Below are 23577 nucleotides of genomic sequence, written 5' to 3'. Positions count from 1 at the left end.
CCGATGAGGGACTGTCAGTTGATGCATCTATGGCTGACACACCGCTATCGGGGGCAAGCCCCCTCCCACCGGTTTAACTGGTGATGTCGTCCGTGGAATACATCCAGCGCAACAACGAATGCCGTCCGCTGATCCCCAGTTTGATCGCCGCCCGCTTGAGGTAGCTTTCAATCGTGTTGACCTTCAATGCCAGTTGCTCCGCCAACTCCGGCGCCGTCCGCCCGGCCAGCAGGCCCACACACACTTCCAGCTCGCGGTTGGACAGGGTCAGACCCGATTGCACCAGGCGTTCTTCAATGCGTCGGCGCAGGGTGTCGATGCCCTGGTTTTGCGGCTCCCTCGGATCGCTGTCCTGGCGGCAGGGCTGGATCGCGGCGATGTGTTTTTCCACCATCGGCAGCAGCAGGGTGGAGAAGTCCTGCAGCATGCTGCGCTCCTGAGGCGAAAAGCTTTCGGACTGGTGCGAGCGGTACACCGACAGCACGTAGCGCACGTCGTCTTTGCGGCGTGTGAGGTGCAGTTGTGCGGCGGGTTGTGCTTCGCCCAGGGCCGCCACCGAATCGGTGTAGACCGGGCTGATCTTGCGGCGGGTGTGCCCTTCGGGGCTCACGCGCATTTGGGTGATATGGGTGGCGTCCACTGCCAGTTGGGTGAGAATCAGGTCATGCAGCATGCGTGGGAAATGGCGACTGCCGGTGCTGGCGATGACCTTGCCTATATGTGGGAACAGGTTTGAGTTCATCAGTTCGTCCATGAATGTCGAGTGCAGGACGTATGCTAGTACAGCCTGGCGGCGGGATGGGGATCCAATTGGGAAAAAAACCAGATTAAGCACGGCCAACGGCGGCCGGACCTGTCCGACCGCCGTCAGGGCAAAACAAACTCATCTCACCGCATGCGCCGCCATCAGCGTTCGGCGCGGCAAGGCGCGCGTGCATGTGGCCAGTGCTTGCTGCACATCCGCCAGCAGGTCGGCAACGTCCTCAAGCCCGACCGATAAACGCACCAGGCCTTCGCTGATGCCGTGGTGCGCGCGCTGTTCCGGGGTGTAGGTGGAATGGGTCATGCTCGCCGGATGCTGGGCCAGGGATTCAGCGTCGCCGAGGCTGACCGCGCGGGTGAACAGCTTGAGGGCATTCATGAAGCGCCGACCGCTATCGATCCCGCCCTTGAGCTCGAAAGCAATCATGCCGCCCGACTGGCTCATTTGCCGCGCCGCCAGTTCGTATTGCGGGAAAGAGGGCAGCCCCGGATACGTGACCCACTCCACCGCCGGGTGCGCCTGCAACGCTTCGGCCACGGCCTGGGCGTTGCTGCAGTGGCGGTCCATGCGCAGGGCCAGGGTCTTGAGCCCGCGCATCAGCAGCGACGCATCCTGGGGCGACATCACCGCGCCGGTCAGGTCCTTGAGGCCTTGCAGGCGAATGCGCTGGGCCGTGGCCAGGTTGCTGACGGCGATGCCGGCGGTGATGTCGCCGTGGCCGCTGAGGTACTTGGTGGCCGAATGCACCACCACATCGGCACCCAGTTCCAGCGGGCGTTGCAGGTACGGCGTGCAGTAGGTGTTGTCGATCACCACCGTCACGTTTGGCTGTTGATGGGCGAGGGCGGCCACGGCTGTGATGTCCACCAATTGCAGGGTGGGGTTGGCCGGGGTTTCACAGTAGATCATACGAGTGGCAGGGCTGAGCGCCGCTCGCAGGGCGGCCAGGTCGGTGAGGTCCACGTGGCGCACCTTGATGCCGAACTCACCAATGCCGTGGTGCAGCAGAGCGAAGGTGCAGCCGTAGAGGGTCTGGCTGACGATCACCTCATCGCCTGGCCGCAGCAGGGTCCAGAACGTCGCGGCAATTGCGCCCATGCCGGAGCTGAACGCCACTGCCGCCTCGCCGTTTTCCAGGGTGGCCATGCGCGATTCCAGCAGCGCCAGAGTCGGGTTGGAAATGCGTGTATAGAAGTGGCCGTCGGCTTCGCCGGCAAAACAGGCGGCGCCGTATTCGGCAGTGGGAAACGCAAACGTGGCCGACAGGTAGGTCGGCGGCACGAGCGCGCCGTGGTGGTCCTTGGGGTCGTAGCCGTGGTGGATGGCGCGGGTAGAAAAGCCGAATGCATTATGTTTATTGTTCATGTCGGGCGCTCCTTATTTCCTACAATGCTATGCTCATAACCAAGGCTGAATTTTCCAAACTTTGCCGACAAATCCCGCGTTAAGGGATGAAAAAACCCTAAAAATAATGAACAGAGGCAAATCATGCCCGTCACCTTGGACCGCACCGACAAAGCGTTATTGAACGCCCTGCAAGGCAATGCCCGTTTAACCGTGGCCGAACTCGCCGAACGCGTGTCCCTGACCACGTCACCGTGCTGGCGTCGGGTCCGTCACTTGGAGGAGAGCGGGGTGATCAGCGGTTACCAGGCGATTCTTTCGCCCAAGGCGCTGGGGTATGGGGTGACGGCGTTTGTCAGCATCATGATGGAAAGCCACACCCAGGATATCGCCCGGGCGTTTGAGCAGCGGTTGTTGGAGATTCCGGAAATCGTGGCCTGTCATAACGTATCGGGGCGCTATGACTTTTTGCTCGAAGTGGTCGCCAAGGATTTGGAGTCGTTTGGCGAGTTTGCGCGGGAGGTGTTGCAGACGCTGCCGTGCGTCAAAGAGATCTATTCGAGTTTTTCTTATAAGTCGGTGCGGCCGTTGCGGGTGATTCCGTTGCCGGGCTGATGCATTGGCTACCTGATCTTCCCCGGAATTGGATATTCCTGACGGCCGCGACGGTGACTAACCTAGCCACCAATCCCACCGTTCTGGAGTTCCACCATGCAATCCCGTACCGACTTCTACACCGCTTCCCCGGACGCCATGAAAGCCATGCTTGCCCTTGAAGCGGCGGTCGGCAAACTCTCCATCGAGTTGCCGTTGCTGGAATTGATCCGCCTGCGTGTGTCGCAGATCAACGGCTGCGCCTTCTGCCTGGACATGCACACCGCCGATGCCCGCAAGGGCGGCGAAACCGAGCGTCGCCTGTACACCCTGTCAGCCTGGCGTGAAACGCCGTTCTTCACCCCCCGTGAACGTGCGGCGCTGGCCTGGGCTGAAAGCCTGACGCTGATCAGCCAGACCCACGCTCCGGACGAAGACTTCAACGTGCTGGCCGCTGAATTCAGCGCCCAAGAGCAGATCGACCTGAGCGTGGCGATCGCGACCATCAACAGCTGGAACCGTCTGGCGGTGGGTTTTCGCAAGATGCCCAAGTAAGCGTCAGAAGTTGACTGAGGCACTCAGGCGCGCCGTCAGTGGCGCGCCTTGGAAGAGATAGTCATCGCCCATGTACTCACCCGCGTCGCGCCAGTAGCGCTTGTCGAACAGGTTGTCGACGCTCAGGCGGAACACCGTCTCGTAGCCGTCGACCTTGGTGGTGTAGCGGCTGCCGACGTTGACCACCGCATAATCTCCCACCTCCACATTGCCGCTGCGGTTGGCGTACTTCTTGGCGCTGTATTGCACGCCGCCGAGCACCGCCAAGCCATTCACCCACGGCAACGCATAGTCGGCGTAGACACTGGCGCGCAGCTTCGGCACGTTGATCGCCTGATGCGCTTCGTATTGCGGCGTGCCGCTGCCGGTCACCCGTGCGCGAATCGCCGCCACGCTGGTGGAGATTTGCAGGCGTTCAGTGGCCCAGCCGTTGGCCGAGAGTTCTAATCCGGTGTTTTTCTGCTCGCCCTGCTGCACATAGGTGAAGTCGCCGGCAGCACCGGGCTTTGCGTACTGGTAGGCCTGGCGGGTCTGGAACACGGCAGCGGCGAAGCTGATGCGGCGCCAGTCGTATTTCACCCCGGCTTCGATCTGGCGTGAGGTGGTGGGTGCCAGGGTTTCAGCAGCGTTGGTGGCGAACAACGGCGCGGTGCCGCCCAGGGACAGGCCTTTGCTGTAGCTGGTGTATAGCGAGAGGTTTTCAATGGGTGTGTAGATCAGCGAAGCCTGGGGCAGGAACACGTATTGCTGGGTATGGCGTGTCTGGTCGCCGCTGACAGCGTCGAAGGCTTTTTCATCCAGGCGCACTTCGCGGCCACCGAGGATGGTTTGCCATTGCTCATTGAAACGGATGCGGTCGGTGACGAACACGCCGTATTGGCGGCTGTCGAGGTTGCGGTGGCTTGGATTCAGCGGTTTGTCGGTGGGGGTGAACGTCGGCGTGTCTTCGTCGATGTTGCTGGTGCCGATGTACTCGTTGACCGGGTTGCGCTTGTCGATCACCCGACGGAACGCGCTGGTGCCAAAGGTCAGCTCATGGCCGATGCCTGCAGTGTCGAACAACCCGGTCATGGCCGCCTGCACTTCGTCGTCGCGGCGGGTGTCGTCGGGGCTGCGGTAGTCGTAGACGTCGTAGTTTCCCTCGGGGCTGAACGTGTTCGGCACGCTTGAGGTGCAACTGGTCGAGCCATAGCAACCCCAGGCGAACGAGCTGTAATCATCGATCACCACCTTGCTGCGCGCGGCGCTGACGCTGCCTTTCCACTGGTCGCTGAAGCGGTATTCAAACCTGCCGTTGAGGTTCAACGAGTCGATGCCGACTTGCTTGGAGCCGCTCTGGTGGCCCAGCAGTTTTTTTGGCGAGGCGTCGTGGGGCACCTCAGTGCCGCCCAGCAACTGGTAGCCCGGTACCGAGCGTTGTTGCTTGTTCTGGTATTCCGCGTCCAGTTGCAGCACCGCGTCGGGGCTGATGTTCCAGTCGAAGGCCAGGGACACAAAGTCGCGCTGGCCGTTGGCATGCTCCACGTAGGAATTGAGGTCTTCATGGGCGACGTTGGCGCGCAGCCCGAATTGCTGCTCGCTGCCAAACCAGCTGCCGACGTCGGTGGCGATATAGCCACTGCCGCGGTCATCGGTGGACACCGTTACCGAACGCACATCCTCAGGGCGCTTGGTCACGTAGTTGATCACGCCGCTGGGCTCGGAAATCCCGCTTTGCAGGCCGGCCAGGCCCTTGAGCACTTCGACCTGTTGCTTGTTTTCCAGGGCCACGTTCTGTTCGCCGGTGATGGTGCGCCCGTTGATCTTGTAACTGCTTGCCGCATTCAGCGAGAAGCCGCGCACCACGAAATTTTCGTAGTAGCCGATGGGCGCATAGCTGTCGCCTACCGAGGCGTCGTTGCGCAGCACCTCACTGAGCAGTCGCGCTTGCTGGTCCTTGATCAGGTCGGCGTTGAACACGCTGATCGAGGCCGGGGTTTCCAGCAGCGGTGCTTCAGTGAAGCCGCCGACCGAGGCGGTATCGGCGCGATAACCGGACTCATCCTGGCCCTGAACCTTCACGGCCGGCAGTTCGATCTCTGCCGCGAGGCTGTTGCCAATACCGCCGCTGAGCAACAGGCCGAGGGCGAAACGTGAACTAACGACGGGACGAAAACGCAAAACCATGGGAGCAGGGCCTTAAAGCGCAGGGCGGGGGGCGCATAAGCTAGGCATTACGGCGCGGTTTTACAAGTTATCGAGAATGGTTCTTTCACCTCACCCGCAACGGTGGAAGCCGGCTTAGGGATTAGATTTCAGCAAGAACGCCTAAAGGTGTTGTGTTCGCCGCTGCTTGAGGGAGTTGATGCATTGAGGCGCGTGGCGTGGCAGTCTGGACGACGTTTTCCTACGACTTGGAGATTTACCGTGGCAACAGCATCTGCAGTGATTGAAATCCCGGTATCGGCCGACACGGTCTGGCAATTGGTTGGCGGCTTCAACAGCCTGCCGGACTGGTTGCCGCTGATCGCCAAGAGCGAGCCAGGCGAAGGCGGCCGCTTGCGTCACCTGACCACTGGCGACGGTGGTGTGATCGTAGAACGTTTGCAGACCTTTGATAACGTGGCGCGCACCTACAGCTACACCATCGAGGAATCGTCATTTCCTGTGACTGCGTACCTGGCGACGTTGCAGGTTGAAGCGCTGAGCGAATCGTCGGCGAAGGTAACCTGGTCGGGCGTATTCACGCCGGCGGCGGGCACCACGGATGCTGCGGTCGAAGAGTTATTTGCTGGGGTTTACAAGGGCGGGGTTGAGGCGCTGCGGGCGAATTTCTGACCTCATGAGCGTGCTTCTGTAGTGAGCGGGCTTGCCCCGCGCCGGGCTGCGAAGCGGCCCCAATAAGCGCACCGCGTAGTATCAGGCAGCGCCCGGGTCGCCTGGTTTGGGGCGGCTTCGCCACCCAGCGCGGGGCAAGCCCGCTCACCACAGATAACTGTCACTACAGATAACTTTCACCACAGACAACTGGCACTCCAATTTGCCGGGGTTTACAAGGGCGGGGTTGAGGCGCTGCGGGCGAATTTCTGACCTCATGAGCGCGCTTCTGTAGCGAGCGGGCTTGCCCCGCGCCGGGCTGCGAAGCGGCCCCAATAAGCGCACCGCGTAGTATCAGGCAGCGTCCGGGTCGCCTGGTTTGGGGCGGCTTCGCCACCCAGCGCGGGGCAAGCCCGCTCACCACAGATAACTGTCACTACAGACAACTGTCACCACAGATAACTGTCGCCATAGATAACTGTCATCACAGACAACTGGCACTACAATTTGCCGGGGTTTACAAGGGCGGTGTTGAGGCGCTGCGGGCGAATTTCTGACTTCATGAGCGGGCTTCTGTAGTGAGCGGGCTTGCCCCGCGCCGGGCTGCGAAGCGGCCCCCAATAAGCGCACCGCGTAGTATCAGGCAGCGCCCGGGTCGCCTGGTTTGGGGCGGCTTCGCCACCCAGCGCGGGGCAAGCCCGCTCACCACAGATAACTGTCACTACAGACAACTGTCACCACAGATAACTGTCGCCATAGATAACTGTCATCACAGACAACTGGCACTACAATTTGCCGGGGTTTACAAGGGCGGGGTTGAGGCGCTGCGGGCGAATTTCTGACCTCATGAGCGTGCTTCTGTAGTGAGCGGGCTTGCCCCGCGCCGGGCTGCGAAGCGGCCCCAATAAGCGCACCGCGTAGTGTCAGGCAGCGTCCGGGTCGCCTGGTTTGGGGCGGCTTCGCCACCCAGCGCGGGGCAGGCCCGCTCACCACAGATAACTGTCACTGCAGGCAACTGGTACTACAGACAACTGTCACCACAGATAGCTGTCACCGCAGACAACTGGCACCACGGGATAGCTGGTACAGCAAGATAACGGGTACAGCAGAATAATGAATGGCGCACCACAACACGCACATTCACTCGGTTAAGGCTATTCGGGCATAAGCTGTTGGCGGCACTCCAATACCAAACGCGCGCCCCCGCTTGCACTGCTGCCTACTTCCAACTTGAACCCATGCAAGTTGATGATCGCCGCCACAATCGACAAGCCCAACCCGAACCCACCTTGTTGGTCGCTCTCATCCACGCGATAAAACCGTTGGAACACTGCTTTGCGTTCTGCCGCCGGTATGCCCGGCCCGGAGTCGTGCACTTCGATGCGCGTGCTGCCGCCATCGTTGACCGCGCGCAAAATCACTTCGCCTCCCGCAGGGGAGAATTTGATTGAGTTGCTCAGCAGGTTGGCCAGGGCTTCGAACAGCAGTGCGCGGTCGCCGGTGATCCACGGCAAGGATTCCGGGGTGTCGAGCACTAGATGCAGTTCGCCTTCTTCGGCCAGGGGCAGGTAGAAGTCGTGTAACTCGCGCAGCAGCGGCAGTGGGTCCATCACCAGAAAGCCTGAGCGGCGCTGGTGGTCTTCAAGCTCCGAGATACGCAATAGCCCGCGAAAACGCGCCATCAGGGTGTCGGTTTCGGCGATGGCGTCGTCCAGTTGCAACGCATGCGCCGAATCGGCTTCGGCCTGCTGCTTGATGCGGTACAACTGCGCGCGCAGGCGGGTGAGCGGGGTGCGCAGGTCGTGGGCAATGTTGTCGCACACACCCTTGACCTCGTTCATCAGCTTCTCGATGCGGTCGAGCATGGCGTTGACGATGGCCGCGAGCATGTCCAGTTCGTCACGGCGGTTGGACAATGGCAAGCGGTGCGTGAGGTCGCCGGCGACGATGGCTTCGGCGCTGGCCTGGATCCCGCGAATCCGCCGTAACGGACGGCGGCGCAGCAAATGCCAGCCGGCAGCGCCGGGGATGATCGTCAGGGACAATGCCCACAGCAATGCATGCCAGATGATCCGCGTCACACCAAACAGCGAACCGTTGGCGCGCACCAGCACCAGCCAGCGGCCTTCGTCGGTGTGGGTGGCGACGGCGTCGCAGCTGTCCTTGGGCAGTTTGGGATCGTCGGAGTCGACGCAATTGGTCAGGGTGTGGATCTTGCCGTCCAGGGGCAAGTCGGGTGGTATCGCGCGGATCGGCCCGCTCAAGGGTCGAAATTGTTCGTCGAACAGGCCGTAGGCGTCCACGCCCTTCATGTCGAAGGTCATGCTGGTGGTCAGCGCTTCCACCAGTTCTTCACCGTCGAAACGCTGGAACAGGTGCTGGCGCTGCATCAGCGAGTGGCGCGAGAGGTCGCTCAGGTAACCGGAGACTTCGTAATACAGCACCCCCATGAGGATGCAACTCCAGGCCACGAACAGCGAACTGTACAGCGCCAGCAGACGGCTACTGGAAGAACGCCAGCCCTTAGAGGGGTTCAGCAATGACATAACCGGAACCTCGTACCGTGCGGATCAGCGGCGTGAGGCCCGGTGGATCGATTTTCTTGCGCAGGCGGCCGATGTGCACGTCGATCAGGTTGGTGCCTGGGTCAAAGTGATAGCCCCAGACTTCCTCGAAGATCATCATCCGCGACAGGATCTGCCCGGTGTTGCGCATCAAAAATTCCAGCAGTTTGTATTCGGTGGGCAACAGGCTCAGGGGCTGATCGGCGCGACTGGCTTCGCGGCTGATCAGGTTGAGTTCCAGGTCGGCCACGCGCAGGGCGGTCTCGAACTCCTTGACCGTGCTTTTGCGGCGCAGCAGCACTTCGACGCGGGCGGCCATTTCATCGGAGGCGAACGGCTTGGTCAGGTAGTCATCACCCCCGGCGCGCAGGCCGCGTACGCGTTCGTCGACATCGGAGAGGGCGCTGATCATCAGGATCGGCGTCGACACCCCAATGGTGCGCAGGGTGGTGACGATGGCCAGGCCATCGAGTTCGGGCAGCATGCGGTCGAGGGTGATCAGATCGTAATCACCACTCACGGCGCGGACCAGGCCTTCGCGGCCGTTGTCCACCCAATCTACGTCCAGTCCATGGCTACTCAGCTCGGCGACGATCTCGCGGGCCGTTACGGCGTCATCCTCGATGGTCAAAATGCGGGTCATAGGATTACCTGGTGAGCGATTCACACTAGAAGTGGGGGCATTTTGCCAAGAAATGGCTGAACGCTTCCTAAATAAAACTTCATGTTTCTGAACCTCACCCTGTTTCCACGATTGGCGCTCATAAAGGGGGGCAGGGCTTGCATAACGCCCGCTGGTGAAAGCCCTATCTTGCAACTTGCATGGTTCGGTTAAGTTCAATCGAGTTAACGTGTTGAATTTTAACGATTTTAATTTTATTACTCGCTGGCATGGTGCCTGCACTGTCCCTTTTGAGACTTGTAACACTATTTTTCCTGCCGGGAGCAAAACAACAATGATCACATCCTCATCCACGCTGCAAGAGTCGAGCACGCTCTCCGGGGTTTCCTGGGGGGCTATTTTTGCAGGGGCCGCGGCGGCAGCTGCGCTGTCGCTGATTTTGGTACTGCTGGGTTTCGGCCTGGGCTTTTCGGCGGTGTCGCCGTGGGCCGATAGCGGTATCAGTGCCAAGGGGCTTGGCATTTCCACCATTGTCTGGCTGGCGTTTACCCAGATCGTTGCGTCCGGCTTGGGTGGCTATATCGCCGGCCGGTTACGTGTGAAGTGGGCCGGGATGCATGGCGACGAGGTGTACTTTCGCGACACAGCCCATGGCTTCCTGGCCTGGGCGGTAGCCACGTTGGTTACCGCAGTGCTGGTGGTCGGTTCGGTCAGCAGTGTTGTCAGCGGTGGCGTCAAAGCCGGTGCCAGCGTGGCGGCGGGTGCTGCCAGCGGAATCACTCAAGCGGCGGGCAGTGCGGCTAAAGGCGTGAACGGCGGCGACTTCGACTATTACGTCGACAGCCTATTTCGCGATGACCGCCCAGTTGCCGTCAGCGATGACGCGGCCCACGGCGTAGTCGCCCGCATCTTCACTCGCACCCTGAGCAACGACGGCCAACTGGCCGCTGAAGACCGTGCCTACCTGGCCCAGTTGATCAGCCAGCGCACCAACCTCAGCCAGGCCGACGCCGAAGCGCGTATCGACAAGGTTTACGGCGATGCCCGTAAAGCCGTCGAAGACGCCAAGCTCAAAGCCAAACAGGCTGCTGATACCGCCGCCAAGGTCGCCGCTTACACCTCGCTTTGGACCTTTGTTGCCCTGTTGATCGGTGCGTTCTTTGCCAGCTTCGCTGCGACCTTTGGTGGTCGTCGTCGCGATGCCGTGGTGTACGTCGAAACCGAAAACTACGTTCGTTAATTCAAGGAGAACAACATGCGCTCATTACTGCTTTGGTTCCTCGGCGTGCCGATCCCGGTGATCATCCTGATCGCGATTTTCATGCACTGATCCGGACCCAGCTCGGTCCATTGTGGGAGGGGGCTTGCTCCCGATAGCGAAGTGTCAGTCGACAGCAACATCGACTGTTCCAACGCCATCGGGGGCAAGCCCCCTCCCACATTTGCTTTGCGGTGTTTGATAGTCAGTCGTCGAACCCGACTTGCTCGTGAATTTCGTCCACCTTCAACTCCAACCGATACGCCACCGCAATAAACAGCGCCTGGCACAGGCAGAGGGTCGCGCTCAATGAGCGGAAGGCAAACGACGAACCTTCATTCACCAACAACACTGCGTTCGCCCGCTTGGCCAGGGGCGACAGGTTGCTGTCGGTGATGATCAGGGTCTTTGCCTGGTGGTGTTGCGCAATGCGCAGGCAGTGCTGGGTCTCTTTGCCGTAGGGCGTGAAGCTGATGGCGATCACCAGATCATTGGCGCGCACGCTGCGCATCTGCTCGCGGTAGCTGCCGCCCAGACCCGAGATCAGATGGATGCGCTTGTTGGTGTGCTGCAGGTTGTAGACCAAGTAATCGGCCACCGCGAACGAACGGCGAACACCCACCACGTAGATATTGTCGGCATTGACCACCAGGTCCACGGCCTTGTCGAACGCGACGTCATCCAACTCCAGCCCCAGACGCTCAATACCCGACAGCGTGGCGTTGACGCATTCGCGCGCCAGGTCGCCGCCGCTGGCCTTCTGGGATTTGTTGGCAATCATGCTGCGAATGCGCTGCTGGTAGTTCTGTACCGGCGTGGTCTTGTGGGTGTAGGCCTCGCGAAACAGTGCCTGCATTTCGCTGAACCCACTGAAGCCGAAACGCTGGGAAAACCGCACGATCGCCGAGGGATGCACTTCGCATTCGCGGGCGATGTCGCTGATGCGGTCAACCATGATGCGGTCGCTCTGTTGGCTCATGTAGCTGGCAATGCGCTTGAGTTGCCGAGGCAGGCTTTCATATTCGTCGGTGATCAGCTGCAACAGGCGTTCGGCATTGACCGGAGGGCTGGCGAGAGGGGCTTCCAGGGTGGTCTCGGGATCGGTGCGGGACATGGGCAATCCTTCTGGCGTGTTCGTCTGATGCGCTGATGGGTGGCGCAAGTCTACAGGGTAGGCGCAAAAAAATACCCCGGCATCACGGCCCCGGTGGGCTGCTGAAACGATGCACGCGGGCTAGGGTGCCATTATGCTGGCTTATTGGAAAAAATATTCCACTAAAAATAATTCTGGAATAAATATTGATTGAGCCCGCTGAACGTTCTAGTCTGCTCTCACCAAGAGCGTGAGCCGTCACCACGGCGGCACCACGCAGGCTGATAAAAATAACAGGAGCCAGCATGGGCCAGACTCGTTTTGCCAGTGGGCGTCAATTGGATCTGATTTGCCTCGGGCGCCTGGGCGTCGACCTCTACGCACAGCAAGTAGGTGCGCGGCTTGAGGACGTGTCCAGCTTCGCCAAATACCTCGGCGGTTCCTCCGCCAACATCGCCTTCGGCACTGCGCGGTTAGGCCTTAAGTCGGCGATGCTGAGCCGCGTGGGTGACGATCATATGGGTCGCTTCCTGGTGGAATCCCTGGCCCGCGAAGGCTGTGATGTCAGCGGCATCAAGGTCGACCCGGAACGGCTCACTGCCCTGGTGCTGCTGGGCCTCAAGGACCGCGAAACCTTCCCGTTGGTGTTCTACCGCGAAAACTGCGCCGACATGGCCCTGCGCGCCGAAGACATCAGCGAAGCCTTTATTGCCTCCAGCAAAGCGCTGCTGATTACCGGCACGCATTTCTCCACCGACGGTGTGTACAAGGCCAGCATCCAAGCGCTGGACTATGCGGCCAAGCACAACGTCAAGCGCGTGTTGGATATCGACTACCGCCCTGTGCTGTGGGGCCTGGCAGGCAAGGCAGATGGCGAGACGCGTTTTGTCGCGGACCAGAATGTCAGCCAGCATGTGCAGAAAATCCTGCCGCGTTTCGACCTGATCGTCGGCACCGAAGAAGAATTCCTGATCGCCGGCGGCAGCGAAGACCTGCTCACCGCGCTGCGCACCGTGCGCGAACTTACGCCCGCCACGCTGGTGGTCAAGCTCGGACCGCAGGGGTGCACGGTCATCCACGGTGCGATTCCAGCGCGCTTGGAAGACGGCGCGATCTACCCTGGCGTGCGTGTGGAAGTGCTCAATGTGCTGGGCGCCGGCGATGCATTTATGTCGGGCTTTCTCAGCGGCTGGATCAATGACGCCAGCGACGAACGTTGCAGCCAACTGGCCAATGCCTGTGGCGGCCTGGTGGTCTCGCGCCACGCTTGCGCTCCGGCCATGCCGACGCCAGCCGAGCTTGATTACCTGTTCAACAGCCCGGTGCCGATCACCCGGCCGGACCAGGACGTGACCCTGCAACGTCTGCACCGTGTCAGCGTGCCGCGCAAGCAATGGAAGCAACTGTTTATTTTCGCCTTCGACCACCGCTGGCAATTGGTCGACTTGGCGCAAAGAGGTGGCCAGGATCCGGCACGCATCAGCGATATCAAGCAGCTGTTTATCCAGGCCATCGAACGCGTGGAAAAAAAGCTCGCCGAGCAGGGCGTTGCCGCCGATGTGGGGTTGTTGGCCGACCAGCGTTTTGGTCAGGACGCGCTCAACGCCGCCAGCGGTCGTGGCTGGTGGATCGCCCGCCCGGTGGAAGTGCAGAACTCGCGGCCCTTGGCTTTCGAGCATGGCCGTTCGATTGGCAGCAACCTGATCGCCTGGCCTCAGGAACAGATCATCAAGTGCCTGGTGCAATTCCACCCGGATGACGAACCCTTGCTGCGCCTGGAACAGGAAGCCCAGCTCAAGGCGGTGTACGAGGCGTCCCTGGTCAGCGGCCATGAATTGCTGCTGGAAGTCATCCCGCCCAAGGATCACCCGTCCACCTACCCGGACGCGCTCTACCGCAGCCTCAAGCGCCTTTACAACCTGGGCATCTACCCGGCGTGGTGGAAAATCGAGGCGCAGTCGGCCGAGGACTGGAAAAAGCTCGATGAACTGATCCAGGAGCGTGACCCGTACTGCCGTGGCGTGGTGTTGCTGGGCTTGAATGCCTCGGCTGAGTTTCTCGCTGACGGCTTCCAGCAAGCCAGCCAAAGCACCACCTGCCGTGGGTTTGCCGTGGGCCGCACGATCTTCCAGGAACCGAGCCGTTTGTGGATGGCGGGGGAGATTGATGATGAGACGTTGATTCAGCAGGTACAGGCGACCTTTGAGCAATTGATCAACGCCTGGCGCAGTGCCCGAGGCTAAACCCAGTTCCTAATTTGAAATGCAATCCAATGTGGGAGGGGCGGTGCGACGATTCGACTTGCCCCCGATGGTTGAGTGTCAGACAACACTTCTGTAACTGAACTACCGCTATTGGGGGCAAGCCCCTCCCGCATAAAGCAGATCTCAGTGATACCTGAAAATAATAAAGGTGCAGCCATGCCCGCAATCCGAATTGGCATCAACCCGATCTCTTGGAGCAACGACGACCTTCCGGCCCTCGGCGGTGAAACTCCGCTGAGCACTGCCCTGAGCGAAGGTAAGGAAATCGGCTACGAAGGTTTCGAACTTAACGGCAAATTCCCCAAGGATGCCAAGGGCGTCGGCGACGTATTGCGCCCCTATGACTTGGCGCTGGTCTCCGGCTGGTATTCCAGCCGTCTGGCGCGCCGCTCGGTGGCTGAAGAAATCGAAGCCATTGCCGGCCACGTCGAACTGCTGAAACAAAACGGCGCCAAGGTGCTGGTGTACGGCGAGGTGGCCGATTCGATCCAGGGCTCGCGCATTCGCCTGATCGAACGCCCGCGCTTTCATAGCGAACTGGCCTGGCGGGAATACGCCGACAAGCTCACTGAGTTAGCGCGTTTTACTTTGTCCCAAGGCGTGCGACTGGCGTACCACCACCACATGGGCGCGTACGTCGAATCCCCGCAAGACATCGACGAGTTGATGCGCCGCACCGGGCCGGAAGTCGGCCTGCTGTTCGATTCGGGCCACTGCTACATGGGCGGCGGCGAACCCCTCGACGTGCTGCGCAAACACATTGACCGCGTGTGCCACGTGCATTTCAAGGACGTGCGCAAACCGGTGGTGCAGCTGGCGCGCAACCAGATGTGGAGCTTCCCCGACTGCATCGTCAACGGCACTTTCACCGTGCCCGGCGATGGCGATATCGATTTTGCCGAGTTGCTCGATGTGCTGCTGGCCGCCAAATACGAAGGTTGGCTGGTGGTGGAAGCCGAGCAGGATCCGGCAGTGGCGCCCAGTTATATCTACGCGAAAAAGGGCTATGACACCTTGCGTGCTCTTCTCACTGAGAGGGTTGGACAATGAGTCTGTTGGTCAAAAGCAACAAACGCGGACAAACCATGGTTGCCTTGGAAGAGGGGCGTCTGGAATACGTAGGGTTCAAAGCCTACCGTCTGAGTCTCGGTGAAACCCTGCCGGTCAGCGCCGGCGATAAAGAGCTGTGCCTGGTGCTGCTCAGCGGTCGGGTGAATATCGACGGCGAGGGCTTCAACTGGCAGAACCTTGGTGATCGCCAGTCAGTGTTCGAAGAAAAGTCCCCGTTCGCCGCCTACCTGCCGCCGGGCACCGATGCCCAGGTCACCGCCTTGAGCGACGTACAAATTGCCGTCTGCGCTGCTCCCGGTGCCGGCGGTTACGAACCGCGCCTGATCCGCCCGCAAGACTGCAAGCGCAGCGTACGTGGCAAAGGCGCCAACACCCGTTACGTGTGCGACATCCTGCCCGACACCTCACCGGCCCATTCGCTGCTGGTGGTGGAAGTACGCACGCCGTCGGGTCATTCGTCGAGCTACCCGCCGCACAAGCACGACACCGACGATCTGCCGCACCAAAGCTTTCTGGAAGAGACCTACTACCACCAGATCAACCCGCCCCAGGGTTTTGTGTTCCAGCGGGTCTACACCGACGACCGCAGCATCGACCAAGCCATGGCCGTGGAAAACAGTGACTTGGTGGTGGTGCCCAAGGGCTATCACCCGGTCAGTGTGCCGTACGGCTACGAGTCTTATTACCTGAACGTCATGGCCGGCCCCAAACGCGCCTGGCATTTCCACAACGACCCGCAGCACAGTTGGCTGCTTGACCTTTAAAACGGTTCTAGACGGAGAACAACAATGAAGTCGCCTCTACGCTTTGCCCTGAACCGCATGGTCGCGCCCAACCTGTCCCTGCCGGATTTCATCCAATTGGCGGCCGCGCTCCAGTGCGATGCCATCGAAATTCGCAATGACCTCAAAAACCGTGAAATCGAATACGGCACCCCGGCCAGTCGCGTGCGTGAGTTATGCGCGGTGCAGGGCATTACGGTGCTGTCGATCAACGCGCTGTACCCCTTTGATGTGTGGAACGACGAGCGCCGCGCCCAGGCGATCAAACTCGCTACCTACGCCCGTGAATGCGGCGCCCAAGGCCTGGTGATGTGCCCGCTCAATGAACCGGGCGACACGCGCAACGATGCCCAGCGCGCCGCCGGTTTGCGCACTGCATTGAGTGAGCTGGCGCCGATCCTGCGCGAGTACGGGATTCTCGGTTTCGTCGAACCCCTGGGCTTCGAAGAGTCTGCCCTGCGCCGCAAGCGTGTGGCGGTGGACGCAATCAAGTCCATTGGCGGCCTGGATGTGTTCCGCGTGGTGCACGACACCTTCCACCACCACTTGGCCAATGAACATGAGTTCTTCCCGGAGTTGACCGGCCTGGTGCATATCTCCGGCGTGGAAGATGCCGAGGCGCCGCTCAACTCGATCCGCGACGGCCACCGCGTGCTGGTCGGCGAGGGCGACATCCTCGGCAATGCCGCACAGATCGACACGTTGCTCAGCACCGGTTACAGCGGCTACCTGTCGTTCGAGCCATTTGCCACAAGCGTGCATGAGTTGGCGGATATACAGCAGGCGTTGGGGGCAAGCATCGCCCACCTGCAAAATCGTTAAGGGGCGCGACATGACCACAACACGACTGACCATGGCCCAGGCCCTGGTGAAGTTCCTGGATAACCAATACATCGAAGTTGATGGCGTGCAGAGCAAGTTTGTCGCCGGCGTGTTTACCATTTTCGGCCACGGCAATGTGTTGGGCCTCGGCCAGGCGCTGGAGCAGGACAGCGGCGATTTGGTGGTGCACCAGGGCCGCAACGAGCAGGGCATGGCCCACGCCGCCATCGGTTTTGCCAAGCAGCACCTGCGCCGCAAGATCTACGCGTGCACCGCCTCTGTCGGCCCTGGCGCGGCGAATATGCTGACCGCTGCGGCGACCGCCACCGCCAACCGTATCCCGTTGCTGCTGTTGCCCGGTGATGTCTACGCCAGCCGCCAGCCCGACCCGGTGTTGCAACAGATCGAGCAGTTCCACGACCTGAGCATCAGTACCAACGACGCGTTCCGCTCGGTGAGCAAATACTGGGACCGTATCAACCGTCCTGAGCAACTGATGACCGCCGCAATTCACGCCATGCGCGTGCTCACTGACCCTGCTGAAACCGGCGCGGTAACCCTGGCGCTGCCTCAGGATGTGCAGGCCGAAGCCTGGGACTACCCTGATTATTTCTTGCAAAAACGCGTGCACCGTATCGACCGCCGTCCGGCCACCGCCTCGATGATTGGCGATGCGTTGGCGGCTTTCCGAGGCAAGCGCAAGCCGCTGATTATCTGTGGCGGCGGCGTAAAGTACTCCGGCGCGAATGCTGCGTTGCAGGCGTTTGCCGAGCGTTTTGATATTCCGTTCGCTGAAACCCAGGCGGGCAAAAGTGCAGTGGTCTCAAGCCATCCGCTGAACGTGGGCGGTATCGGTGAAACCGGCTGCCTGGCCGCCAACCTGCTGGCGCCAGAGGCCGACTTGATTATCGGTATCGGTACCCGCTATACCGACTTCACCACCTCATCCAAGTCACTGTTCAAACATGGCGAGGTGACGTTTCTCAACTTGAATATCAGCCCCGCCGACGCCTTGAAGCTGGACGGCGTGCAGGTGTTGGCCGATGCCAAATTGGCCCTGCAAGCGCTGGCCGATGCCCTCGGCGATTATCGCTCCGGTTGGGGCTCGCAGATCAGTGAGGCCAAGGCGCAGTTGGACGCCGAAGTGGACCGTGTGCACCAGGTGGAATACCAGGGTGATGACTTTGTGCCTGAGGTCGATGACCACCTGGACCGCGCTGTACTGCGCGAATTTATCGAGCTGACTGGCTCGTGCCTGACCCAAAGTCGCGTACTCGGCGTGCTCAATCAAACCCTGGCCGATGACGCGATCATCGTGGCCGCCGCCGGCAGTTTGCCTGGCGACTTGCAGCGCGCCTGGCGCAGCAAGGGCGTCAACACCTACCACGTCGAATACGGCTACTCGTGCATGGGCTACGAGATCAATGCTGCGCTGGGCGTGAAGCTGGCCGAGCCGACCAAAGAGGTCTACGCGCTGGTCGGCGATGGCTCCTACATGATGCTGCACTCGGAGCTGGCCACCTCCATCCAGGAGCGACGCAAGATCAACGTAGTGCTGCTGGACAACATGGCCTTCGGCTGCATCAACAACCTGCAGATCGGCAATGGCATGGACAGCTTCGGTACCGAATTCCGCTACCGCAACCCCGAGAGCGGCAAGCTCGACGGCGCGCTGGTGCCGGTGGATTTCGCCATGAGTGCGGCGGCCTACGGCTGCAAGACCTACAAGGTCAGCACCGTGGAGCAGCTTGAAGCGGCTCTGGCCGATGCGCGCACGCAAACCGTCTCGACCCTGATCGACATCAAAGTGCTGCCCAAGACCATGATCCACGGCTACCTGTCGTGGTGGCGGGTAGGCGTGGCGCAGGTTTCCACCAGTGAGCGCACCAACGCAGCGGCGAAAAAACTCAATGAACACCTGGCGAAGGCCCGGCAGTACTAATAACAAGAGGAGTGTTTGTATGTCTTTGAAGCTTGGAGTGATCGGTACCGGCGCCATTGGCCGCGACCATATTCGTCGTTGCAGCCAGACCTTGCTCAACAGCCAGGTGGTGGCGGTGACCGATATCAACCTTGAGCAGGCCGCCAAGGTGGTTGCGGAGTTGAAGCTGGACGCCGAGGTGTATCCGGACGGCCACGCGCTGATCAACTCGCCGCAGGTGGAAGCGGTGCTGGTGACCTCGTGGGGCCCGAGCCATGAAGAATTCGTGCTCGCGGCCATCGCCGCCGGCAAGCCGGTGTTCTGTGAAAAGCCCCTGGCGGTGACTGCCGAAGGCTGCCGCAAGATCGTCGAGGCCGAAGTGGCCCACGGCAAGCGCCTGGTGCAGGTGGGCTTCATGCGCCCGTATGACGAAGGCTATCGCGCCCTCAAGGCCGTGATCGACAGCGGCCAGATCGGCGAGCCGCTGATGCTGCATTGCGCGCACCGCAACCCGACGGTGGGCGAGAACTACAAGACCGATATGGCGATCACCGACACCCTGATCCACGAGTTGGACGTGCTGCGCTGGTTGCTCAACGACGACTACGTATCAGTGCAAGTGGTGTTCCCGCGCAAGACCAGCAAGGCCTTGGCCCACCTGCGTGACCCGCAGATCGTGCTGTTGGAAACCGCCAAGGGCACCCGTATCGATGTGGAAGTGTTTGTGAACTGCCAGTACGGCTACGACATCCAGTGCGAAGTGGTAGGGGAGACCGGCATCGCCAAATTGCCGGAGCCTTCACAAGTGCAATTGCGCAGCGGTGCCAAACTGTCGAACGCAATTTTGATGGACTGGAAGGACCGTTTTATCGGTGCCTATGACGTGGAGTTGCAGGCCTTCATTGATAGCGTGCGCGCTGGGCAGGTCGGTGGGCCGTCGGCGTGGGATGGGTTTGCGGCGGCGGTGGCAGCGGATGCGTGTATTGAGGCGCAGGGCAGTGAGCAGATTGTGAAGGTGAGCTTGCCGGATCGTCCGCACTTCTACGGCTAACACTCGGTCAATGTGGGAGGGGGCTTGCCCCCGATAGCAGTGGGTCAGCAATAAATTTGTTTCTGATCCACCGCTATCGGGGGCAAGCCCCCTCCCACAGTTGATTGGGTTTCCAATTCAACTCAGGAGTTGATCATGCGAATCGGACTAGTCGGCTACGGCCACGGAGGGCGCTTTTTTCATGCGCCGCTGATTGCGACTTTGCCGGGTGCGACGTTTGTCGGCGTGGTGACGCGCTCACCAGAGCGGCGCCAGCAATTAAGTACTGATCTTCCAGGTGTGAAGGCCTTTGACAGCATTGGCCAGATCGTCGAAGCCGGTGTCGATGCGCTGGTCATTTCCACCACCCTCAAGGGCCGCCCGGCGCTGGTGCTGGAAGCCATCGAACACGGTGTGGCGGTGGTCAGCGACAAACCCTTTGCCGCCAACGCCGAACAGGCCCAGGCGCTGATCACCGCTGCCGAACGCCATGAAGTGTTGCTCAGCGTCTACCAGAACCGGCGCTGGGACTCGGATTACCTGACCTTGCGCAAGCTCATCGACGCCGGTGCACTGGGCACCATCACTCGTTTCGAATCCCGCGTGGAACGCTTCAGCCCTCAAGCGGTGGGCAATGCCAGTGGCGGGGGTTGGCTGCGTGATCTGGGCAGTCATCTGGTGGACCAGGCGCTGCAATTGTTTGGCCCGGTGGACCGGGTGTTCGCACAATTGCACTACACCGCCGAACACCCCAGCGTCGACCACGGTTTCTTCATCTCCCTGACCCATGCCAACGGAGTTATTTCCCATCTGTGGGGCAACGCCCTGCAAAACAGCCAGGCCCCGCGCTTTCGGGTGAGTGGCACCTTGGGTTGTTACACGGTGGACGGGCTGGATGGCCAGGAAGAAGCGCTGATGGCGGGCAAATCGCCGAAAACCGAAGGCGAGCACTGGGGCGCCGAGGAGCACCGCCGCTGGGGCTGGTTTGAGCAAGGTGATGAGCGTGAACGGGTGCCTTCAGAAAAGGGCTGCTGGACGCAGTTTTACCGGCAACTGCAAGCGGCCGTGCAAGGGCAGGGACCCTTGCCGGTAGATGCCTATGACGCGCTGGAAACCACCCGTATATTGGACGCCGCACGCCTGAGCGCCGAGCGTCAGCAGGTGGTTTCAACAAAAATAGAATAAAATTCTAAAACAGGTTGATATGGAAATTATTTTCCAATAAAGTCTTTTCCAGGTTGCATAAAGTACGTCTTGGGCTCGACCCCGGCGACTCAACAAAAACAAGATCAAAAACAACCAGGTACCGTCAGATGAAAATCTTCAACGCTGTACTGCGAGTTTTACGCCCTGCCCACACGCCCCGCGGTCTGCCCCGCGCCCGGCCGTTCTACTTCTCCTTCCTTAATGTGCTGTGCGTCGAAAACCAAGGCGCGCTGGTCTGCTGCATTCCTGGCGCCCCGGTCGTTCGACTGCCCGCCGAGCTCTGATAAACGCAACGTCCAAAAAACCAACAAGAAAGTGGAGACAGACCGTTCATGAAGACCCCGATCCGTTTTACCGCGCTGGCTTTATCCATGATGCTGGCCAGCGGTTTTGCCAGCGCCGCCGACATCAAGGTCGGCGTGAGCATGTCCGCGTTCGATGACACCTTCCTCACTTACCTGCGCGAAGACATGGATAAGCAAGCCAAGTCCTATCCCAAGGGCGACGGCGTGCAGTTGCAGTTCGAAGACGCCCGCGCCGATGTGGTCAAGCAACTGAGCCAGGTCGAGAACTTTATCAGTCAGAAAGTCGACGCCATCATCGTCAACCCGGTCGACACGGCTTCCACCAAAAACATCATCAACGCCGCGACCAAGGCGGGCATCCCGCTGGTGTTCGTCAACCGCCGTCCGGACCAGAAAGACCTGCCCAAGGACGTAGTGGCCGTGACCTCCGATGACGTCGAGGCCGGCAAGCTGCAAATGCAGTACATCGCTGAAAAACTCGGCGGCAAGGGCAAGATCGTGATCCTGCTGGGCGACCTGGCGAACAACTCCACCACCAATCGCACCAAGGGCGTGAAGGAAGTGTTGGCCAAGTACCCGGACATCAAGATCGAACAGGAGCAGACCGGTATCTGGCTGCGGGACAAAGGCATGACCCTGGTCAACGACTGGCTGACCCAAGGCCGCGAGTTCAATGCTGTGTTGGCCAACAACGATGAGATGGCGATCGGCGCATCCATGGCCTTGAAATCGGCCGGCAAGGAAAAAGGCAGTGTGCTGATCGCGGGGGTCGACGGTACGCCGGACGGCTTGAATGCGATCACCAAGGGTGACATGGCCGCCTCCGCGTTCCAGGACGCCAAGGGCCAGGCGGTGGGCTCGGTGGAAGCGGCGCGCAAGATGGCCAAGAAAGAGCCGGTCGAGCAGAACGTGATCATCCCGTTCCAACTGATCACTCCGGAAAACGTCGCCAAGTTCAAGTAGCCCAGACATAACAACAATGAACCGGCAGGGCGGTCGTGCCCGCCCTGCTGATGGAGTACCTCCCTATGCTCGCTCAAGCCGTTGTCTCGCAGCCTCCCGGTATCCAGCCGCTGGCGCAGGAAGAACCCTACCTGCTGGAAATCGTCAACATCAGCAAAGGCTTTCCCGGCGTCGTCGCCTTGGCCGACGTACAACTGCGTGTGCGCCCCGGCACAGTGCTGGCGCTGATGGGCGAGAACGGTGCGGGTAAATCGACCTTGATGAAAATCATCGCCGGTATCTATCAGCCGGATGCTGGCGAAATCCGTCTGCGCGGCAAGCCCATCGTCTTTGAAACACCCCTGGCGGCCCAGAAAGCCGGGATCGCGATGATCCACCAGGAACTCAACCTGATGCCCCATATGAGCATCGCCGAAAACATCTGGATCGGCCGCGAGCAGCTCAACAGCCTGCACATGGTCAACCACCGCGAAATGCACCGCTGCACCACCGAGTTGCTGGCGCGCCTGCGTATCAACCTGGACCCCGAGGAACACGTGGGTAACCTGAGCATCGCCGAACGGCAGATGGTCGAGATTGCCAAGGCCGTGTCCTACGACTCCGACATCCTGATCATGGATGAGCCGACTTCGGCCATTACCGAAAAGGAAGTGGCCCACCTGTTTTCGATCATTGCCGACCTCAAGTCGCAGGGCAAAGGCATCGTCTACATCACGCACAAAATGAACGAAGTGTTTGCCATCGCCGATGAAGTGGCGGTGTTCCGCGACGGCCATTACATCGGCCTGCAACGTGCCGACAGCATGAACAGCGACAGCTTGATCTCGATGATGGTGGGGCGCGAGCTGAGCCAGCTGTTCCCGGTGCGCGAGACGCCTATCGGCGAGTTGCTGATGTCGGTGCGCGACTTGACCCTGGATGGCGTGTTCAAGGACGTCTCCTTCGACCTGCATGCTGGCGAGATCCTCGGTATTGCCGGGTTGATGGGCTCGGGCCGTACCAACGTGGCGGAAACCATCTTTGGCATCACCCCAAGCAGCAGCGGGCAGATCACCCTGGATGGCGCGCCGGTACGCATTACCGATCCGCACATGGCCATCGAGAAAGGCTTTGCGCTGCTGACTGAGGACCGCAAGCTCAGCGGCCTGTTCCCGTGCCTGTCGGTGCTGGAAAACATGGAGATGGCGGTACTGCCGCACTATTCGGGTAACGGTTTTATCCAGCAGAAAGCCCTGCGTGCGCTGTGCGAAGACATGTGCAAGAAGCTGCGGGTGAAAACCCCGTCTCTTGAGCAGTGCATCGACACCTTATCCGGTGGCAATCAGCAGAAAGCCTTGCTCGCCCGGTGGTTGATGACCAATCCGCGGTTGCTGATCCTGGATGAGCCGACCCGAGGCATCGACGTCGGTGCCAAGGCCGAGATTTATCGCCTGATCTCCTTCCTCGCCAGCGAAGGCATGGCGGTGATCATGATTTCCTCGGAGCTGCCTGAAGTGCTGGGCATGAGCGACCGGGTGATGGTGATGCACGAGGGTGAACTGATGGGCACCCTGGACCGTGCGGATGCGACCCAGGAAAAAGTCATGCAGTTGGCCTCCGGTATGACCGTAGTCCACTGACGAAC

General features: G+C 60.5%; 21 protein-coding genes. 14 read left to right on the top strand and 7 right to left on the bottom strand.

Translation table 11 applies throughout. The annotated features are described in order from the left end of the window. Positions 1–73 precede the first annotated feature (73 nt). Positions 74–742, bottom strand: a complete 669-nt coding sequence (locus ACVWXD_RS12700; protein ID WP_177326421.1) for a response regulator transcription factor — start codon at positions 740–742, stop codon at positions 74–76. 141 nt (positions 743–883) lie between these two features. After that, a complete protein-coding gene (locus ACVWXD_RS12695) occupies positions 884–2128 on the bottom strand; it encodes a methionine gamma-lyase (RefSeq protein ID WP_032885763.1) in 1245 nt (414 codons plus the stop codon). 123 nt (positions 2129–2251) lie between these two features. Here ACVWXD_RS12695 and ACVWXD_RS12690 point away from each other — a divergent pair, with 123 nt between their 5' ends. Together ACVWXD_RS12690 and ACVWXD_RS12685 are read left to right on the top strand one after the other, a co-directional pair. After that, on the top strand, positions 2252–2722 hold the full coding sequence (locus tag ACVWXD_RS12690) for an Lrp/AsnC family transcriptional regulator (protein ID WP_032885766.1): 471 nt from the start codon (positions 2252–2254) through the stop codon (positions 2720–2722). 96 nt (positions 2723–2818) lie between these two features. After that, positions 2819–3256, top strand: coding sequence for a carboxymuconolactone decarboxylase family protein (locus tag ACVWXD_RS12685; RefSeq protein WP_032885767.1), 438 nt, complete (start codon positions 2819–2821; stop codon positions 3254–3256). 3 nt (positions 3257–3259) lie between these two features. On the opposite strand, the gene ACVWXD_RS12680 is transcribed toward ACVWXD_RS12685, so the two are convergent. Then, positions 3260–5422, bottom strand: coding sequence for a TonB-dependent siderophore receptor (locus ACVWXD_RS12680; protein WP_457371082.1), 2163 nt, complete (start codon positions 5420–5422; stop codon positions 3260–3262). 240 nt (positions 5423–5662) lie between these two features. Here ACVWXD_RS12680 and ACVWXD_RS12675 point away from each other — a divergent pair, with 240 nt between their 5' ends. After that, a complete protein-coding gene (locus ACVWXD_RS12675; RefSeq protein ID WP_032885770.1) occupies positions 5663–6073 on the top strand; it encodes an SRPBCC family protein in 411 nt (136 codons plus the stop codon). A 1133-nt stretch (positions 6074–7206) separates the two neighbouring features. On the opposite strand, the gene ACVWXD_RS12670 is transcribed toward ACVWXD_RS12675, so the two are convergent. Continuing rightward, positions 7207–8598: a sensor histidine kinase gene (locus ACVWXD_RS12670; protein ID WP_457371081.1), complete on the bottom strand. Its 1392-nt coding sequence runs from the start codon at positions 8596–8598 to the stop codon at positions 7207–7209. After that, the gene (locus ACVWXD_RS12665) at positions 8576–9259 is read right to left on the bottom strand and encodes a response regulator transcription factor (protein ID WP_010564812.1); all 684 of its coding nucleotides are present in this window, start codon (positions 9257–9259) and stop codon (positions 8576–8578) included. Before ACVWXD_RS12665 ends, ACVWXD_RS12670 begins: the two co-directional genes overlap by 23 nt. 313 nt (positions 9260–9572) lie before the next feature. Here ACVWXD_RS12665 and ACVWXD_RS12660 point away from each other — a divergent pair, with 313 nt between their 5' ends. Further along, positions 9573–10478, top strand: a complete 906-nt coding sequence (locus tag ACVWXD_RS12660; RefSeq protein ID WP_032885773.1) for a hypothetical protein — start codon at positions 9573–9575, stop codon at positions 10476–10478. Positions 10479–10701: 223 nt separating this feature from the next. On the opposite strand, the gene ACVWXD_RS12655 is transcribed toward ACVWXD_RS12660, so the two are convergent. Both ACVWXD_RS12655 and ACVWXD_RS12650 read right to left on the bottom strand, forming a co-directional pair. After that, complete coding sequence (locus ACVWXD_RS12655; protein WP_032885775.1) at positions 10702–11610, bottom strand: MurR/RpiR family transcriptional regulator; 909 nt, start codon at positions 11608–11610, stop codon at positions 10702–10704. Between the two features lie 82 nt (positions 11611–11692). Continuing rightward, complete coding sequence (locus tag ACVWXD_RS12650) at positions 11693–11896, bottom strand: hypothetical protein (protein ID WP_143499427.1); 204 nt, start codon at positions 11894–11896, stop codon at positions 11693–11695. On the opposite strand from ACVWXD_RS12650, the gene ACVWXD_RS12645 reads away from it, so the two are divergent. The 10 genes from ACVWXD_RS12645 (at position 11895) to ACVWXD_RS12600 (ending at position 23572) form a co-directional block, all read left to right on the top strand. Further along, positions 11895–13832, top strand: a complete 1938-nt coding sequence (locus ACVWXD_RS12645) for a bifunctional 5-dehydro-2-deoxygluconokinase/5-dehydro-2-deoxyphosphogluconate aldolase (RefSeq protein WP_032885777.1) — start codon at positions 11895–11897, stop codon at positions 13830–13832. The two genes, ACVWXD_RS12650 and ACVWXD_RS12645, sit on opposite strands and share 2 nt — an antisense overlap. A gap of 177 nt (positions 13833–14009) precedes the next feature. Beyond that, complete coding sequence (gene iolE / locus ACVWXD_RS12640; protein ID WP_181644242.1) at positions 14010–14903, top strand: myo-inosose-2 dehydratase; 894 nt, start codon at positions 14010–14012, stop codon at positions 14901–14903. Beyond that, positions 14900–15688, top strand: a complete 789-nt coding sequence (iolB, locus tag ACVWXD_RS12635; RefSeq protein WP_122681417.1) for a 5-deoxy-glucuronate isomerase — start codon at positions 14900–14902, stop codon at positions 15686–15688. The genes iolE and iolB overlap by 4 nt, the downstream gene beginning before the upstream one ends. A gap of 24 nt (positions 15689–15712) precedes the next feature. After that, the gene (locus ACVWXD_RS12630) at positions 15713–16528 is read left to right on the top strand and encodes a TIM barrel protein (protein WP_095185950.1); all 816 of its coding nucleotides are present in this window, start codon (positions 15713–15715) and stop codon (positions 16526–16528) included. A 10-nt stretch (positions 16529–16538) separates the two neighbouring features. Next, complete coding sequence (gene iolD, locus ACVWXD_RS12625; protein WP_260367271.1) at positions 16539–18470, top strand: 3D-(3,5/4)-trihydroxycyclohexane-1,2-dione acylhydrolase (decyclizing); 1932 nt, start codon at positions 16539–16541, stop codon at positions 18468–18470. Positions 18471–18489: 19 nt separating this feature from the next. After that, positions 18490–19500 (top strand): Gfo/Idh/MocA family protein, encoded by a 1011-nt coding sequence (locus tag ACVWXD_RS12620; protein WP_032885784.1) that lies wholly within the window; start codon positions 18490–18492, stop codon positions 19498–19500. Between the two features lie 135 nt (positions 19501–19635). Continuing rightward, positions 19636–20664, top strand: a complete 1029-nt coding sequence (locus ACVWXD_RS12615) for a Gfo/Idh/MocA family protein (protein WP_095185947.1) — start codon at positions 19636–19638, stop codon at positions 20662–20664. Positions 20665–20792: 128 nt separating this feature from the next. Next, positions 20793–20969 (top strand): hypothetical protein, encoded by a 177-nt coding sequence (locus ACVWXD_RS12610; protein WP_163033238.1) that lies wholly within the window; start codon positions 20793–20795, stop codon positions 20967–20969. 48 nt (positions 20970–21017) lie between these two features. Further along, positions 21018–21953, top strand: a complete 936-nt coding sequence (locus ACVWXD_RS12605) for a sugar ABC transporter substrate-binding protein (RefSeq protein ID WP_122754346.1) — start codon at positions 21018–21020, stop codon at positions 21951–21953. A 65-nt stretch (positions 21954–22018) separates the two neighbouring features. After that, on the top strand, positions 22019–23572 hold the full coding sequence (locus tag ACVWXD_RS12600; RefSeq protein WP_457371080.1) for a sugar ABC transporter ATP-binding protein: 1554 nt from the start codon (positions 22019–22021) through the stop codon (positions 23570–23572). The last annotated feature ends 5 nt before the right edge of the window (positions 23573–23577 follow it).

The sequence above is a fragment of the Pseudomonas sp. TE3911 genome (genome assembly GCF_054062775.1).
This window is presented reverse-complemented; position numbering and strand designations above follow the sequence as displayed.

Coding starts and splice junctions, on each gene's coding strand:
- ACVWXD_RS12700 (WP_177326421.1), bottom strand. CDS start 742: ATGAACTCAAACCTGTTCCCACATATAGGCAAGGTCATCGCCAGCACC.
- ACVWXD_RS12695 (WP_032885763.1), bottom strand. CDS start 2,128: ATGAACAATAAACATAATGCATTCGGCTTTTCTACCCGCGCCATCCAC.
- ACVWXD_RS12690 (WP_032885766.1), top strand. CDS start 2,252: ATGCCCGTCACCTTGGACCGCACCGACAAAGCGTTATTGAACGCCCTG.
- ACVWXD_RS12685 (WP_032885767.1), top strand. CDS start 2,819: ATGCAATCCCGTACCGACTTCTACACCGCTTCCCCGGACGCCATGAAA.
- ACVWXD_RS12680 (WP_457371082.1), bottom strand. CDS start 5,422: ATGGTTTTGCGTTTTCGTCCCGTCGTTAGTTCACGTTTCGCCCTCGGC.
- ACVWXD_RS12670 (WP_457371081.1), bottom strand. CDS start 8,598: ATGTCATTGCTGAACCCCTCTAAGGGCTGGCGTTCTTCCAGTAGCCGT.
- ACVWXD_RS12665 (WP_010564812.1), bottom strand. CDS start 9,259: ATGACCCGCATTTTGACCATCGAGGATGACGCCGTAACGGCCCGCGAG.
- ACVWXD_RS12660 (WP_032885773.1), top strand. CDS start 9,573: ATGATCACATCCTCATCCACGCTGCAAGAGTCGAGCACGCTCTCCGGG.
- ACVWXD_RS12655 (WP_032885775.1), bottom strand. CDS start 11,610: ATGTCCCGCACCGATCCCGAGACCACCCTGGAAGCCCCTCTCGCCAGC.
- ACVWXD_RS12645 (WP_032885777.1), top strand. CDS start 11,895: ATGGGCCAGACTCGTTTTGCCAGTGGGCGTCAATTGGATCTGATTTGC.
- ACVWXD_RS12650 (WP_143499427.1), bottom strand. CDS start 11,896: ATGCTGGCTCCTGTTATTTTTATCAGCCTGCGTGGTGCCGCCGTGGTG.
- iolE (WP_181644242.1), top strand. CDS start 14,010: ATGCCCGCAATCCGAATTGGCATCAACCCGATCTCTTGGAGCAACGAC.
- iolB (WP_122681417.1), top strand. CDS start 14,900: ATGAGTCTGTTGGTCAAAAGCAACAAACGCGGACAAACCATGGTTGCC.
- ACVWXD_RS12630 (WP_095185950.1), top strand. CDS start 15,713: ATGAAGTCGCCTCTACGCTTTGCCCTGAACCGCATGGTCGCGCCCAAC.
- iolD (WP_260367271.1), top strand. CDS start 16,539: ATGACCACAACACGACTGACCATGGCCCAGGCCCTGGTGAAGTTCCTG.
- ACVWXD_RS12620 (WP_032885784.1), top strand. CDS start 18,490: ATGTCTTTGAAGCTTGGAGTGATCGGTACCGGCGCCATTGGCCGCGAC.
- ACVWXD_RS12615 (WP_095185947.1), top strand. CDS start 19,636: ATGCGAATCGGACTAGTCGGCTACGGCCACGGAGGGCGCTTTTTTCAT.
- ACVWXD_RS12610 (WP_163033238.1), top strand. CDS start 20,793: ATGAAAATCTTCAACGCTGTACTGCGAGTTTTACGCCCTGCCCACACG.
- ACVWXD_RS12605 (WP_122754346.1), top strand. CDS start 21,018: ATGAAGACCCCGATCCGTTTTACCGCGCTGGCTTTATCCATGATGCTG.
- ACVWXD_RS12600 (WP_457371080.1), top strand. CDS start 22,019: ATGCTCGCTCAAGCCGTTGTCTCGCAGCCTCCCGGTATCCAGCCGCTG.